This window comes from Tahibacter harae (assembly GCF_024437735.1).
GTDB lineage: Bacteria > Pseudomonadota > Gammaproteobacteria > Xanthomonadales > Rhodanobacteraceae > Tahibacter > Tahibacter harae.
The window spans coordinates 114,349-128,837 of the sequence record NZ_JANFQO010000007.1; the positions used below are offsets into that span (position 1 = coordinate 114,349).

A 14,489-nucleotide genomic window follows, 5' to 3' on the forward strand; every position below is an offset into this window, starting at 1 on the left:
CATCGGATGACTTCACCGCGTCGCATACTCGTCACCTGCGCCTTGCCTTATGCCAACGGCGCGCTGCATCTGGGCCACCTGGTCGGCTATACCCAGGGCGACATCTGGACCCGCGCCCAGCGCATGAGCGGCAACGTCGTGCATTTCGTCTGCGCCGACGACGCCCACGGCACGCCGATCATGCTCGCCGCCGAGAAGGAAGGGCTGAGCCCGGAAGCCTTCATCGCGCCCATGCAGCAGTCGCACGAGCGCGACTTCGCCGATTTCCTCATCCGCTTCGATCACTACCACTCGACCCACAGCGAGGAAAACCGGCTGCTGGCCGAGTCCATCTACCAGCGCCTGCGCCAGAACGGCCACATCACGCCGCGCGTGATCGAGCAGCTGTACGACCCGGTCAAGTCCATGTTCCTGCCGGATCGCTACATCAAGGGCGAATGCCCCAACTGCGGCAAGCCCGACCAGTACGGCGACAACTGCGAGAACTGCGGCGCCAGCTACGCGCCGACCGAGCTGAAGAATCCGCGCTCGGTGGTGTCCGGCGCCGCGCCGGTGCTGCGCGAGTCCGAGCATTATTTCTTCGAAGTCGGTCATTTCAGCGAATTCCTGCGCGAATGGCTGGCCGGCGACACGGCCCACAGCGGGGTCAAGGCCAAGCTGCGCGAATGGCTGGACAGCGAACTGCGCGCCTGGGACATCTCCCGCGATGCGCCCTACTTCGGCTTCGCCATTCCCGATGCGCCCGGCAAGTTCTTCTATGTCTGGCTGGACGCGCCCATCGGCTACCTCGCCAGCTTCAAGGCGCTGTGCGACAGCGGCAAGAAGGCGGCCAACAGCGACGATCCGCTGCAAACCTCCGATTACGACGTCTACCTGCGCCGCGACAGCGCCGAATTCGATCCGGCCACGGAACTGCATCACTTCATCGGCAAGGACATCATCAATTTCCACGGCCTGTTCTGGCCGGCCATGCTGCACGGCGCCGGCTACCGTGCGCCGACGGCGCTGCACGTCAACGGCTACCTCACCGTCAACGGCGCCAAGATGTCCAAGTCGCGCGGCACCTTCATCCAGGCGCGCACCTATCTCGATGCCGGGCTGAATCCGGAATATCTGCGCTACTACTTCGCCGCCAAGACCGGCGCCGGCGTGGATGACCTGGATCTCAACCTGGAGGATTTCGTCGCCCGGGTGAACGCGGATCTGGTCGGCAAGTTCGTCAACATCGCCAGCCGCTGCGCCGGCTTCGTTAACAAGCGCTTCGGCGGCGTGCTCGCGGCCGCCCTGCCCGAACCGGACATGTATGCCCGCTTCGCCGCCGCGGCGGGCGAAGTACAGCAATCCTACGATGCCGGCGAATTCAGCCGCGCCATCCGCCAGACCATGGCGCTGGCGGACGAGGCCAACCGCTACATCGACGAGAAGAAGCCCTGGGTCATCGCCAAGCAGGAAGGCGCCGACGCCGAACTGCTGGCCGTGTGCAGCCAGGGCATCAATTTGTTCCGCGTACTGGCCGCCTGCCTGCGCCCCGTGCTGCCGGCCACCATCGCCCGCGCCGAGGAATTCCTCGCCAGCCCGCTGCCGCACTGGAACACCATCGGACAGCCGCTGCTCGCACACACGCTGCGCGAATTCCAGCCGCTGTTGACCCGTATCGATCCCAAGCACGTGGAAGCCATGATTGAAGCCAGCAAGGAAGACCTGCAGCCCGGCACCGATGCCGCCAGCGCCCCGGTGACCACCGCGGCGGCCAAGACGCAAAACGCACCGGCCAAGGCCGAGGCTGCCGCGCCCGCCGCGGCGCTGCCGGATATCGGCATCGACGATTTCGCCAAGCTCGACCTGCGCGTGGGCACCGTGCTGGTATGCGAATTCGTCGAAGGCTCGGACAAGCTGCTGCGCTTTGAACTGGACGCGGGCGAGCTGGGCAAGCGCCAGATCTTCTCCGGCATCCGCGCGGCCTACGCCGAGCCGGAAAAACTGGTCGGCCGCAAAGTCGTCTTCATCGCCAACCTCGCCCCGCGCAAGATGCGCTTCGGCATCTCGCAGGGAATGATCCTCTCCGCCGGCAGCGGCGGCGCCGATCTGCACCTGCTCGATGTCGACGCCGGCGCCAGCGCCGGCATGCCCGTCAAGTAAGCGCGCGCCGATGGGCCAGGACGGACTCGCCGCGCTGTTCCTGGCCACGGCGCTGGGCAACAGCCTGATCCTGGGCCAGGGCTGGGCACTGGACCGCCTGCTGGAACCGCGCGCGCTGCGTGAAGCGGCGCTGCACGGCGTGCTCACGGCCCTGGTCATGACCTTGGCCGCCGCAGGCGCCTGGCTGCTGCGCACCTTGCTGCTGCAGCCGTTCGGGCTGGAACTCTATGCGGGCTTCGCGCTGGTACTGCTGGTCGCCGCGGCGACCGCCGCGGCGGCATCGGCGCTGCGCCGCTGGCGCGCCGGCTTCGCCGCAACGAACTGGTGGCTGATCGCGACCAACGCCGGCGTGATCGGCACCACCGTCCAGGTGCAGCAGTCAGACACCGGCCTGGCCGCCAGCCTGGTCATCGGCTTCGGCAGCGGCTGCGCCTTCACCCTTGCCTTGCTGCTGCTCTGCGGCCTGCAGCGCCGGCTGCAGCCGGCACAGGTACCGGCCGCGTTCCGCGGCCTGCCCATCGCCCTGCTCAACACCGGCCTGCTCGCCCTGGCCTGGAGCGGCCTGACCGGACTGGGCCAGCGCTGATGCTGGAAGCCCTGCTCGTCGCCGTCGCCCTGGCCGCGGTCTTCGCCTTTGCGCTGCGCCGGCTGGCGCCGGCCGAAGCGCCGGCCGCGGACGAACTCACGGCGCGCATCGACGCCCTGCTGCCGCAGACCCAATGTGGACAATGCAACTTCGCCGGCTGCCGCCCCTATGCCCAGGCCATCGCCGAGGGCAATGCCGACATCAACCAGTGTCCGCCCGGCGGCAGCGCCGGCATCGCCGCCCTGGCGAAACTGCTGGGCCGCGAGCCCAAGCCGCTCGATCCTGCCCACGGCCAGGAAACCCCGCGCACGCTCGCCATCATCGACGAAGCCGTCTGCATAGGCTGCACCAAGTGCATCCAGTTCTGCCCCGTCGACGCCATCCTCGGCGCGCCGCAGGTCATGCATACCGTGCTGGCCGGGGAGTGCACCGGCTGCGGGCTGTGTGTGGCGCCGTGTCCGGTCGATTGCATCAGGCTGGAGATTCGGGATTAGGGATTCGAGATCAGGGGCCTGCGAAAGCGGTGAGGATCCGCTTGCGATGGGCCTGGCCGATGGCGTCGCGCTGGTGATCTGAACCCAGGATCGGAGTTGGCAGCAGGATCCGGCACAACCAGACAGCGCGCCGGTGTTCCGAATCCCCAATCACGAGTCCCGGCCCCTCCGCAACGCATAGAACTCGGCGACGAAATCTTCCAGGCGATTTTCGGCAATGGCGGCGCGCAAGCCGGCCATCAGTTCCTGGTAGTGATACAGGTTATGGATGGTCGCCAGCTGCGAAGCAAGGATTTCGTTGCACTTGTCCAGGTGCCGCAGGTAGGCGCGGCTGAAACCCGAAGCGCAGGTATGGCAGCCGCAGGCTTCGTCTATCGGCCGCGTATCGCGCGCGTACTGCGCATTGCGCAGGCGCAGCACGCCGTGGCGCGTGAACAGGTGGGCATTGCGCGCATTGCGCGTGGGCATTACGCAATCGAACATGTCGATGCCGCGGCGCACCGCCTCGACGATATCCTCCGGCCGTCCCACGCCCATCAGATAGCGCGGCTGCTGCTCCGGCAACAGCGGCACTGTTGCCTCCAGCGTGTGATTGCGCTCCGCCTCCGGCTCGCCCACTGCAAGCCCGCCGACCGCATAGCCGTCGAAGCCGATGTTCCGCAGCGCCGCGGCCGACCGGGCCCGCAACTGCGGATACACGCCGCCCTGGACGATGCCGAACAGCGCATTCGGATTGCCCTCATGCGCCCGGCGCGAGCGCTCGGCCCAGCGTAGCGACAGCTCCATCGAATCGCTCGCCTGCTTCTCCGTCGCCGGATACGGCGTGCACTCGTCAAAGATCATCACGATGTCGGAATTCAGCACGCGCTGGATGCGCATGGATTCCTCCGGGCTCAGGAATACCTTGGATCCGTCGATGGGCGAAGCAAAGGTGACGCCTTGCTCGGTGATCTTGCGCTTGTGCGCCAGCGAGAACACCTGAAAGCCACCCGAGTCGGTGAGGATGGGCCGGTCCCAGCCGATGAAGCGATGCAATCCGCCGAACTCGCCGATCACATCCAGGCCCGGCCGCAGGTAGAGATGGAAGGTGTTGCCGAGAATGATCTCCGCTCCGATTTCCTTGATATCCCGCGGCAGCATCGCCTTGACCGAGCCGTAGGTTCCCACCGGCATGAACGCCGGCGTTTCTATCGTTCCCCGCTCGAACGTGATGCGGCCCCGCCGGGCTGCGCCGGATGTGGCAAGCAAATCGAATTTCATGGTTTGGTCCTGGGTTCCGGGCTCGGGGCGAGTGAGAAAAAGTTCGCGATGAAAAATTTGTAGGCAATTTCAATTTCGGCCGGAACCAGATCCCGCATGGGATTCAGGCCCGCCGTTCAACATGCGCGACAGCGCGGCGCATCGCGGCTCCCTCTCCTCCGACCTCGTCGGGGGTGAGGGACGGGGTGAGGGGCGGCGCCGGAACCTGCGTTACCGTGAAGGTTTTCGCCGCGAGCTTCGACGCACAGCTTCGCGTGAAAACCTGGGCGTAGAGGCAAACTGAAACGTTGCCCCCTCACCCAACCCTCTCCCCCGAGCGAGCTTGGGAAGAGGGCTCAGGGCGCGGCTTGCGGAAGTGCCGCTGCGGCTGTGTTCTTCTTTCGCCTTCAAAACCTTCATCGCACCTGCTCAGACAACCCAGCGCTGCTGCACTTGCGCTTGCTCCTGCGCTTGATGCTGTTGCTGTTGCTGTTGCTGTTGCTGTTGCTGTTGCTCGTGATTTTGACTCGGCTTCGGTCTCAGCTTTTGGCTTCCGCCTCCAGCCTTCAGCTTCAGCTTTTAGCTTCTGCCTTTGGCCTTTGACCTTGCCGTTGCTTCTGCGCACACGGATGTGCGCCGCCTTACCAGGGCTCCATAAGCCGCGGCGAGGCGGCGAAGGACCAGCCCGCGCATCGCGCGAGTCGGCCGTTGGGCCAGGAAAGCCCTTCGGCCGACCCCGCAGCCGCCTCGCGCACCCGCAGGGCGCGGCTTCTGGGGTGTGTTTTCTTTGCCTACGTTCTTTTGCACAAGCAAAAGAAAGCAGGTCGGCCGCCGCAGGCGGACGAAACCGTCCCCAAAAAACACCGCAGACGCACAAAAACCCTTCAGTCGAACCAAGCGCTGCAAACGCCCCAAAACCACAACACACAAAACCAAAAAACCAATCAACCCAAAGAGAAAACCTCACCCTCCAGGCCAAATCAACATCCCGTCCCCATAAGAAAAAAACCGATACCTCCCCGCCACCGCGTGCCGGTAAGCCCCCAGCATGCGCTCCCGCCCCGCAAACGCCGAAACCAGCATCAGCAAGGTCGACTCCGGCAGATGGAAGTTGGTCACCAATCCATCCACGCTGGTGATCCGATACCCCGGGAAAATGAAGATCTGCGTCTCTCCGGAAAACGGATAGACCTCTCCGTCCCGCGTCGCGCTTTCCAGCGCCCGCACCACCGTAGTCCCCACCGCAACGACACGCCCGCCCGCGGCCCGCGTGCGGCGCATCTTCTCCACCAGCTCCGCGCCGACATTCAGCCATTCGCGATGCATCACATGCTCGCGCAGCTCGTCGCTGCGCACCGGCTGGAAAGTGCCGGCGCCGACATGCAGGGTGACATGGCCGAATTCCACGCCGCGCGCGGTCAGCGCGTCGAGCAGGGCCTGGTCGAAATGCAGGCCGGCCGTGGGTGCGGCGACGGCGCCGGGACTGCGTGCGAACAAGGTCTGGTAGCGTTCCGCGTCGTCCGCGTCGGCTTCGCGGTCGATATAGGGCGGCAGCGGCATGCGGCCCAGACGCAGCAACAGTTTTTCCAGCGTTTCCGGGGTGTCGAAGCGCAGTTCAAAAAACGGGCCGTCGCGGCCCAGCACCACCACCGGCGTGCCGTCCTGCAGCAGGATGCGGCCGCCGGGCCTGGGCTTCTTGGATACGCCGAGCTGGGCGCGCGCCTCGTGGGTGCCGGTGACGCGCTCGATCAGGATTTCGACCGCGCCGCCGGATTCCTTGTGCCCGAACAGCCGTGCCGGCAGCACGCGGGTGTCGTTGAATACAAGCAGGTCGCCGGGCCTGAGGCAGTCGGGCAATTCCGTCATCTGCCGGTCGGTAAGGGTATCGGCGGCCGCATCGACCACCAGCAGGCGGCTGGCCGAGCGCTGCGCCAGCGGCTGCTGTGCAATCAGCTCGGCCGGCAAATCAAAGTGGAAATCTGACTTTTTCACACAATCAACCGTGACACCGGATTCACGGTCCGGCGGACCGGCGATTATCCCCTATCCGCGCAGTCCCTGGCGACCGGCCCCTGCCTGCCCCCCGGGCATGGGCGCGGCGCCGGCGGCGGCGCAAAGGCGCGTCTTTCCCGGCGGACGGCACCGGCTCCAGCACAACGGAGACAGCGCAGCGCCGCGCTTCACCGGCTACGGCGCAAAAGCATCGCCCTGCCAGCACGGCCCGCCCTATCGCCCGGTCCCGGTCCAGCCGGCCACCACGACTCGCCCGTCCGCTCCCGCTCAGGCCGGCTTGCGGCGGCGGCGCCAGAAGAATACGCCCGCCCCCAGCACCAGCAGCCCGGCCGCCGCCACGTACGGCGCCGAACGCCGCAGCATCAGCTTGGCCCAGCGCATGCGCTCGAAGCTCAGGCGCCGGGCTGCGCCGGCAAAATCCGGCGCCGGGCAGTCATTGCCGAAATTGCCGGCCCAGGGCACCAGCGGCCCTTCTTTCACGTAGCGTTGGTAGTAGCTGCGCCCGGCGGCGTAGTCGCGGTTGATCACCCAGCCGGTGGCGCTGCACAGCATGGCGGCAAAGGCCTGCGAGCGCGCCGGCACCAGGTCGGCGGCCTGATTGGCCAGATCCGCGGCGACGTAGCGGTAGTGGAAGCGCTGGTCGGGCGTTACCTGGCTGGCGGCGACGCGCTGGATCTCGTCGGCACCGACCAGCTTCTTGTCCTGCTCGGCCAGGGCGACGGGTGCATAGATCTCGTAGCCGCCGCCGTAAACCGCCGCATCCGGCGCCAGCTCGGTGCCGAGGATTTCCATGCCCGACTCGCGCGCCAGCCTGGCCGCACGGAACAGGGCTTCGGCGCGCTCGATGCGGCCGAGTTTCGGTGCTTCCAGCCGCGCCTTGGCGTAAGCCGCTGCGGTCTCGCGCAGATCCGGCGCGAAATAGGCGGGCGCTTCCTCGTAACGGCCGGCGCGCAGCAGGCGCCGGCCCAGCAGGCTGCGCAGGAGCTGGTCGGGATTGGCCGGAACCCATTCGCCGTCGACCGGCTTGGGCGCGGGCTTGGGTTCGGCCACGTTGGCATCGACGTAGGCCTTGAGTTCGTCCACGCTGAGCACGCGCTCGGCCACGTGCGCCGCGTCGTTCCAGTACTGGCCGCCCGTATGCAGCAGGCGCAGCGCTTCGACGTAATCGCCGCGGCCCAGGGCCAGGATGGCGCGCTCGCCGTCGACGCGGCAGGCCGGCTTGAGGCCTTCGTACATGTAGCCTTCGTCGATATTGGCGCCCCAGTCCTCGCCGGCCGGGAAGGCGCGCGACGCCTGCGCATAGGCCGTCGCCGCAGCCTTGTCGTCGCCGGCGCGCAGGGCCAGCTTGGCGCGCACCCAGTAGGCCAGCGCGGCTTCGCTGCGCGCGGCCAGCTTGCCGGCCAGTTCGTAGCGGCCGGCGCGATACGCCGCCGCGGCGACGCGGTCGGCGCCGGCGATTTCGCCGCTGGCCGCCGCCACCGCGGCGTAATAGCGCTCCAGCAAGGGCGAAGGCTTCATCACGCCACCTTCCTCCACCTGCAGCTCGCCGCTGCGGGTGTAGACATAGGCGGCCAGCAACTGCTGCTGCAGCGGATCCTGCAGCGCCTTGACCAGCACGGCCTCGTCGGCGAACAGCTGGCGCGCGAGGAACAGCAGCGAGGCGCGCCCGGAGCCGGATCCCTGTGCCGCCTGCTCCGCATACAGCTTCACCGCCGCGGCGGTATCGCCGCGGTGCAGATGCACGGCGGCTTCCTCGCCGTAGCTCGCCACCGCCAGGCCCAGCGGATCGGCCGCACCGGCGACGACGGCGGCGCGCACGGCCTGGAAGGCCCGCAGCGCCGCGTCGGCATGGGCCTTCACCGCGTTATCGTCCAGTCCCGCGCCGCCGCCGGCGTAACTCAGGTCCAGGCGGCCGAGCATGTAGCGCGCCCACAGGCCGCGTTCGCGCTGTGCTTCCGGGGCCAGCGCCAGCACGGCTTCAAAGTGCTGCCGCGCCAGCTCGCTCTCGCCGGCGCTGAAGGCACGCGCGCCGGCGGTATACAAACGCACTTCTTCACTCAGCTCCTGACCCAGGGCCAGGGCCTCGGCGTCGCTCTGCGCCTGACGCATGGCCTCGACCTTGGCATAGCCGGCTTCGCCCAGCTGTTTCTGTTCCAGCTCGGTGCGCGACTCCTCCGGGCCAGCCCAGGGGTTCTCGTTCGGCTTCAGCGCTGCCTGCTGCTGCGCGACCAGGCGCGCGACTTCATGATCGAAGGTGCCTTCGACCAGCTCGAACACGCTGGCATGGCGGTCCTGCAGCAGCTCGTGCGGAAAATCCGGGCCGCAGGCATAGGCCGGCAGGCTGCCCAGCGCCGCGGCGACCACCCAGGCCAAGCGGCGCAGGCCGGATCGATACGAACGCGCGTGAATTCCCTTTCCCGGACTGCCGTACATGCCTGCTCCCGTGCTCGATGGCGCGCGCGGCGAATGCCCGCGCAGGGCGGCAATCTTGCCGTGTCGCGGCGTGTCCGCGCCAGCCTCGCCGGAACTACAGCCAGCCTTTCTGCCGTGCCAGGCGGTAGGCCTCGATGCGGTTGCCCACGCCGAGCTTGCCTATGGCCTCGGACAGGTAATTGCGCACCGTGCCCTGCGACAGATGCAGCTGGGCCGCGACCTCGCCGGCGGAAAGCCCCTCGCCGGCCAGGCGCAGCACCTGGCGTTCGCGGTCGTTGAGCGGATCGGCCTCGCTCCAGGCATCCACCGCCAGCTGCGGATCGATCACGCGGCCGCCGCGCTGCACCTTGCGCAGGGCATCGGCCAGCTGTTCCACCGGCGCATCCTTGAGCAGATAGCCGACCACGCCGGCTTCCAGCGCGCGGCGCAGATAGCCCGGCCGGGCGAAGGTGGTCACGATCACCACCTTGCAGCTGGCGCCGCGCTCGCGCACGCGCTGGGCCAGTTCCAGGCCGGTGAGATTGGGCATCTCGATGTCGGTGACGAGGATGTCCGGCGCGTGCTGCTCAATCAGGCGCCAGGCCTCCTGGCCGTCGGCGGCGGAGGCGACTACCTCGATATCGGATTCCAGCCGCAGCAGCGCCGCAAGCGCACCGCGCAGCATGGCCTGATCTTCCGCCAGGAGAATTCGGATCATGCGCGCAGACGCTTCGCAGGCAGCGGGAGGCGCGGCAGGTTACGCGGCCGCACGCCGGGGCTCAAGGCCGGCGCCGCAGCGCACCGGCCCTGCGCAGCCGGCCTCATGCCAGCTCCGCGGCGATCGTCGGCACGCCGGCCGGCGCGGCCAGGGCCAGCCCGGCCCGCGGCACGCGCACGCTGAGCAGGGTGCCGCGGCCGCGCACCGCATCCACGCGCAACTGCGCGCCGAGCGCGGCAAGGCGTTCGCGCATGCCGGTCAGGCCGTTGCCGGGGACTATGTCGCCGCCGCGGCCGTTGTCCTGCACTTCCAGCAGCAGATCCTCGCCGTCGCTGCACAGCTTCACCGTGGCGCGGGTGGCGTAGGCGTGGCGGTGGATGTTGGTCACGGCTTCGCGCACGACCAGGGCCAGGCACGTCTCGACCTCCGCCGGCGGCGGCGCCGCGCCCAGGTCGTACTGGAAGGCCACCCCGGCGGATTCGAGCAGCAGCTTGGCCGAGGCCATCTCCGCGGCGATGCCGGCGGCGCGTATGCCGGTGACTGCGCGGCGCACCTGGGCCAGGGCATCGCGGGCGATGCGCTCCACGTCCTGCACTTCCTGCCGCGCCGCGTGTGCGTCGCGTTCCCACAGGCGGTTGGCCAGTTCCGACTTCAGCGCGATCAGCGACAAGGTATGGCCCAGCAGGTCGTGCAGGTCGCGGCCTATGCGCTCGCGCTCGGCCAGCGCGGCGAGGCGGCGCACTTCCTCGTGCGACAGGCGCAGCGCGACCTGGCGGCGCTGGCTCTGGCGCATGAAATACGAGCCGACGAAACAGGCCGCGCCGACCAGGTAAGTGATGCCCACGGTCAGCGGCGCGCCGCGCACGGTGACCAGAATGTAGATCGAGAAACTGGTCGTCAGCAGCAGCGCCAGCAGCAGGGCGTTGCGCAGCGAACGCAGGTGCGGCGCGAAGGCGCAGGCGAAGATGACCAGCGAATTGGAGAACGGATTCAGCGGCGCCAGCAGCAGGGCCAGCGCCCACATCGCGACGGTGAGCAGGACCAGCTCGCGTCCCTGCGCCCAGTAGGCGCGGAAATACAGCGGCAGGAAGGCCAGCATGATCACTATGGTCGGCCCCAGCCAGTCTCTCGCGGCGATGCGCGGCAGCAGGAATGGCAGATAGAGAAAGGCCAGGTAGCCCAGCGAAATGAACGAGGCCCAGCCCATGTCCAGTTCGGCCGGAACCAAGCGGTCGCGCCAGGCGATCAAGCGGGGATTGGCAAGCAGGCTCATGGCGGCAATGCTGCCACGATACTCAGGGTTCGCGCTGCAGGCGCCGCGCGGCCCAGCCGCCGCAGGCCAAAGTGAAGATCAGCAGATACAGCAGGTGCCCCGTCAGCGCGCCCTGGCTGGGCTGCGCCATCGCCGCCAGGGCGAGCTGGGCCACATGCCAGGCCGGCCACAGCGGCGCCATCGTCTGGAACACCGCAGGCAGCGCGCTCAGCGGCAGCCACAGCCCGGCCAGCAAGGCCATGGGCAGATAGATCAGGTTGATCACCGCCGGCGCGGCCTGGCCGCTGCAGTAGCTGGCCACCAGCAGCCCCAGGGCGCAGAACGGCAGCACGCCGGGCACGATCACCAGGCCCAGCAGCAGCCACTGCTCCCAGGCCAGACGTACACCGCCGATACCGGCGCCGGCCAGGGCCAGCAGCACGAAGATGATGCTGCTGAAACACAGCGCCATGGCCAGCTTGGAAGCGACATAGTTCAGCGCCGGCATCGGCAGCGCCCGGCGCAGCGCGAGCAGGCCCTTGTCGCGCTCGTTGGCCACCGATACGCCGAAGCCGAACAGACCCGGCCCCATCACGCCGAATACGCTGTAGGTCGCCAGCAAATACTGGGTGACCTGCAGCTTGGAGCGGGGATTGGCCAGCAGCACGCCGAACAGCAGGAAGAACATCAGCGGGAACAGCAGCACCGGCACGGAAAAGCCCGGCGTGCGCAGCAGGCGCAGGAATTCCAGGCGCGCCTCCAGGCGCAGGCTGGCGCGGGAGACGGCGTCGAAAACCAGGGTGTTCATCAGGCGGCCTCGCGGGTGATGGTCTGCAGCGCTTCGGCCAGGCCGGCGCGCTGTACTTCGAGTTCGCGCAGGCCGCTGTCGGCGGCGAGCAGGCTGCGCAGCACCGGCTCGGCCTCAGCCGCGACGATGCGCAGCCATTCGCCCTCGCGCAACGCGCTGTGCACCTGCGGCCAGGCGCGCACCTGTTCCTCGGACAGGCTGCTGATGCAGCGGATCTGACGCTGGCCCACGCGGCCGCGGATCGCGGCGATGCTGCCCTCGGCCACCAGGCGGCCCTGGGCCAGCACGCCGACGCGGTCGGCCAGGGCTTCGGCTTCCTCCAGGTAATGCGTGGTCAGCAGCACCGCGCAGCCTTGTCCGACCAGCTCGCGTATGGTTCGCCAGAACTGCTCGCGCGATTCGGTATCCATGCCGGTGGTGGGCTCGTCCAGGAACAGCAGTTCCGGGCGGCCGCACAGGGCCACGGCGAACTGCACGCGGCGCTGCTGGCCGCCGGACAGGCGTTCGTAGCGCTGCCGCAGCAAGGGTTCTATGCCGGCCAGGGCGACGATATCGGCCAGGCTGCGCGGCTGCGGGTAGTAGCTGCGTGCCTGCGCCAGCAGTTCGCCCACGCTGAGCGCATCGGCCAGGCCGGCCGACTGCAGCATCACGCCGATGCGCCGGCGCGCGGCCAGGTCCTGCGGCGTGCTGCCGAACAGGCGCACGCTGCCGGCATCCGGCCGCAGCAGGCCCAGCATCAGCGCAATGGCCGTGGTCTTGCCCGCACCGTTCGGCCCCAGCAGGGCGTAGACTTCGCCGCCGCCGACTGCCAGATCCACGCCGGCCAGGGCCTGTATCGCGCCGCGGCGCTTGGAAACGCCGCACAACTCCACCATCGTCCGCGCCTGCATCTCGCTGCTCCGTTTGCCTGCGGTCAGACTAGGCCGCGGCCGGGTACGGCCCAAGTTGGCAGCATCAGCACTTCGCGTTGACAATCGTCATGCCGCACCGCCCCGGCTGCGGAAATTGGCCCTGTCCGGCAATATGGAATCGGCCCCAGGGGCCGACCAATGAGGTTGCTAGACTGGCACCACTTCCCGGCATCACTGCCAACAACCTTCGACCGGCGCGCCCTGCCTGCGGCAGTGCGTGCCGCCCTGTTTCGTGGAGCAAGCCATGCAGCTGATCGATAAACTCAATGTCCTGCGCAGCGCCGGCGGTGCCGTGCGCACCCGCGGCCTCGACGATGCGACCCTGGCCCGCTTTGCCGCGACCTCGCCCGAACTGGTCGCCGCCGTGGACCAGGCGCACGAGCGCTTCCTCGAAATCCAGTCCCTGCTGCCGGAACTGCTGCCGCTGGACGAAGCCGAGCAACTGCAGCGCGTGCAGGCGGACTTCATCAACTTCTACACCGACGATTCGGTCAATCCCTACGTGGCCCTGGCCGCGAACGGCCCCTGGGTGGTCACGCTCAAGGGCGCGGTGCTGCACGACTCCGGCGGCTACGGCATGCTCGGTTTCGGCCACGCCCCGGCCGCCGTGCTGGAAGCCATGAGCAAGCCCCAGGTCATGGCCAATGTGATGACGCCGAACGTGGCGCAGCTGCGTCTGGCGCGGGCGCTCAAGGCCGCCATCGGCACCGGCCGCGGCGGCAGCCCGTACAGCCGCTTCCTGTGCCTGAACTCCGGCTCCGAATCGGTCTCGCTGGCCTGCCGCATCGCCGACGTCAACGCCAAGCTGATGACCGACGCCGGCGCCCGCTACGCCGGTCGCAGCGTCAAGCGCCTGGCCGTCAAGGGCGCCTTCCACGGCCGCACCGAGCGTCCGGCGGTGTATTCGGATTCCAGCCGCAAGACCTACACCCAGCACCTGGCCAGCTTCCGCGACGAATCCAGCCTGCTGACGGTGGAGCCCTACAACGTCGAACAACTGCGGCAGATCTTCGCCGACGCGGACAAGAACGGCTGGTTCATCGAAGCCATGTTCCTGGAGCCGGTCATGGGCGAAGGCGACCCGGGCCGCTCGGTCACGCCGGAGTTCTACGCCGCCGCGCGCGAGCTGACCGAAAAGCACGGCTCGCTGTTCCTGGTCGATTCCATCCAGGCCGGCCTGCGCGCCCACGGCGTGCTGTCCATCGTCGATTACCCGGGCTTCGAAAAGCTGCCCGCGCCGGACATGGAAACCTTCTCCAAGGCGCTCAACGCCGGCCAGTACCCGCTGTCCGTGCTGGCCGTGAACGAGCGCGCCGCGGCGCTGTACAAGAAGGGCATCTACGGCAACACCATGACCACCAACCCGCGCGCCATGGACGTGGCTGTGGCCGTGCTCGGCCTGCTCACGCCGGCGGTGCAGGCCAATATCCGCGAACGCGGCCAGCAGTTCGTGCGCAAGCTCGAAGCGCTCAAGCAGGAGCTGCCGGGCTACATCACCAAGGTGCAGGGCACGGGCCTGCTGTTCTCCTGCGAACTCAGCCCCGAGTTCAAGTGCTACGGCAGCGCCAGCACCGAGGAATACATGCGCGAGCACGGCTTCGGCGTGATCCACGGCGGCGTCAACTCGCTGCGCTTCACCCCGCATTTCAACATCACCGAAGCCGAGGTCGACCTGGTCGTCGACGGCGTGCGCCAGGCCCTGCTCAAGGGACCGCGCAAGAGCGCCGACGCCAAGGCCGCCTGAGGCCGCCGAACAACGCCTGGCGGCGCCGCCGCTCGCACCACGGCCGCAGGAAGCGGCCAGCGGCGCCGTCAGGCGTTCCTTACCGCAGGGCCCGGCCGCGCAGGCGCCGGGCCCTGTTTTTTTCGCGCAGGACCCGCGCCCGCCGCACAGCGGGCACTGCCAACCGCGGCGGC

The 14,489-nt window shown here is 68.3% G+C and carries 11 protein-coding genes; 4 read left to right on the plus strand and 7 right to left on the minus strand.

Going from position 1 to position 14,489, the window contains the following annotated elements; translation table 11 throughout:
- Positions 1 to 6 precede the first annotated feature (6 nt).
- The 3 genes from metG to rsxB are packed head-to-tail and all read left to right on the plus strand — an operon-like array spanning position 7 to position 3,219.
- The gene (metG, locus tag NM961_RS09650; protein ID WP_255914010.1) at positions 7 to 2,139 is read left to right on the plus strand and encodes a methionine--tRNA ligase; all 2,133 of its coding nucleotides are present in this window, start codon (positions 7 to 9) and stop codon (positions 2,137 to 2,139) included.
- Positions 2,140 to 2,149: 10 nt separating this feature from the next.
- Positions 2,150 to 2,725, plus strand: coding sequence for an Rnf-Nqr domain containing protein (locus NM961_RS09655; RefSeq protein ID WP_255914011.1), 576 nt, complete (start codon positions 2,150 to 2,152; stop codon positions 2,723 to 2,725).
- The gene (gene rsxB / locus NM961_RS09660; protein ID WP_343231911.1) at positions 2,725 to 3,219 is read left to right on the plus strand and encodes an electron transport complex subunit RsxB; all 495 of its coding nucleotides are present in this window, start codon (positions 2,725 to 2,727) and stop codon (positions 3,217 to 3,219) included. The genes NM961_RS09655 and rsxB overlap by 1 nt, the downstream gene beginning before the upstream one ends.
- A 150-nt stretch (positions 3,220 to 3,369) precedes the next feature.
- Here rsxB and tgt read toward each other — a convergent pair whose 3' ends face one another.
- The 7 genes from tgt to NM961_RS09695 all read right to left on the minus strand — a co-directional run bounded on the left by tgt (position 3,370) and on the right by NM961_RS09695 (position 12,551).
- Positions 3,370 to 4,479: a tRNA guanosine(34) transglycosylase Tgt gene (tgt, locus tag NM961_RS09665; protein ID WP_255914012.1), complete on the minus strand. Its 1,110-nt coding sequence runs from the start codon at positions 4,477 to 4,479 to the stop codon at positions 3,370 to 3,372.
- Between the two features lie 942 nt (positions 4,480 to 5,421).
- Complete coding sequence (gene queA / locus NM961_RS09670) at positions 5,422 to 6,450, minus strand: tRNA preQ1(34) S-adenosylmethionine ribosyltransferase-isomerase QueA (RefSeq protein WP_255914014.1); 1,029 nt, start codon at positions 6,448 to 6,450, stop codon at positions 5,422 to 5,424.
- Positions 6,451 to 6,738: 288 nt separating this feature from the next.
- Positions 6,739 to 8,904: a hypothetical protein gene (locus NM961_RS09675; RefSeq protein ID WP_255914015.1), complete on the minus strand. Its 2,166-nt coding sequence runs from the start codon at positions 8,902 to 8,904 to the stop codon at positions 6,739 to 6,741.
- Positions 8,905 to 8,998: 94 nt separating this feature from the next.
- On the minus strand, positions 8,999 to 9,601 hold the full coding sequence (locus tag NM961_RS09680) for a response regulator transcription factor (RefSeq protein WP_255914017.1): 603 nt from the start codon (positions 9,599 to 9,601) through the stop codon (positions 8,999 to 9,001).
- Positions 9,602 to 9,704: 103 nt separating this feature from the next.
- Positions 9,705 to 10,874 carry a sensor histidine kinase gene (locus NM961_RS09685; RefSeq protein ID WP_255914019.1) on the minus strand — a complete coding sequence of 390 codons (1,170 nt, stop codon included), beginning with the start codon at positions 10,872 to 10,874 and terminating at the stop codon, positions 9,705 to 9,707.
- A 22-nt stretch (positions 10,875 to 10,896) separates the two neighbouring features.
- The gene (locus tag NM961_RS09690) at positions 10,897 to 11,661 is read right to left on the minus strand and encodes an ABC transporter permease (RefSeq protein ID WP_255914020.1); all 765 of its coding nucleotides are present in this window, start codon (positions 11,659 to 11,661) and stop codon (positions 10,897 to 10,899) included.
- Positions 11,661 to 12,551: an ABC transporter ATP-binding protein gene (locus NM961_RS09695; protein ID WP_255914021.1), complete on the minus strand. Its 891-nt coding sequence runs from the start codon at positions 12,549 to 12,551 to the stop codon at positions 11,661 to 11,663. The genes NM961_RS09690 and NM961_RS09695 overlap by 1 nt, the downstream gene beginning before the upstream one ends.
- Before the next feature lie 265 nt (positions 12,552 to 12,816).
- On the opposite strand from NM961_RS09695, the gene NM961_RS09700 reads away from it, so the two are divergent.
- Positions 12,817 to 14,316, plus strand: coding sequence for an aminotransferase class III-fold pyridoxal phosphate-dependent enzyme (locus NM961_RS09700; protein ID WP_255914023.1), 1,500 nt, complete (start codon positions 12,817 to 12,819; stop codon positions 14,314 to 14,316).
- The last annotated feature ends 173 nt before the right edge of the window (positions 14,317 to 14,489 follow it).

Coding starts and splice junctions, on each gene's coding strand:
- metG (WP_255914010.1), top strand. CDS start 7: ATGACTTCACCGCGTCGCATACTCGTCACCTGCGCCTTGCCTTATGCC.
- NM961_RS09655 (WP_255914011.1), top strand. CDS start 2,150: ATGGGCCAGGACGGACTCGCCGCGCTGTTCCTGGCCACGGCGCTGGGC.
- rsxB (WP_343231911.1), top strand. CDS start 2,725: ATGCTGGAAGCCCTGCTCGTCGCCGTCGCCCTGGCCGCGGTCTTCGCC.
- tgt (WP_255914012.1), bottom strand. CDS start 4,479: ATGAAATTCGATTTGCTTGCCACATCCGGCGCAGCCCGGCGGGGCCGC.
- NM961_RS09675 (WP_255914015.1), bottom strand. CDS start 8,904: ATGTACGGCAGTCCGGGAAAGGGAATTCACGCGCGTTCGTATCGATCC.
- NM961_RS09680 (WP_255914017.1), bottom strand. CDS start 9,601: ATGATCCGAATTCTCCTGGCGGAAGATCAGGCCATGCTGCGCGGTGCG.
- NM961_RS09685 (WP_255914019.1), bottom strand. CDS start 10,874: ATGAGCCTGCTTGCCAATCCCCGCTTGATCGCCTGGCGCGACCGCTTG.
- NM961_RS09690 (WP_255914020.1), bottom strand. CDS start 11,661: ATGAACACCCTGGTTTTCGACGCCGTCTCCCGCGCCAGCCTGCGCCTG.
- NM961_RS09695 (WP_255914021.1), bottom strand. CDS start 12,551: ATGCAGGCGCGGACGATGGTGGAGTTGTGCGGCGTTTCCAAGCGCCGC.
- NM961_RS09700 (WP_255914023.1), top strand. CDS start 12,817: ATGCAGCTGATCGATAAACTCAATGTCCTGCGCAGCGCCGGCGGTGCC.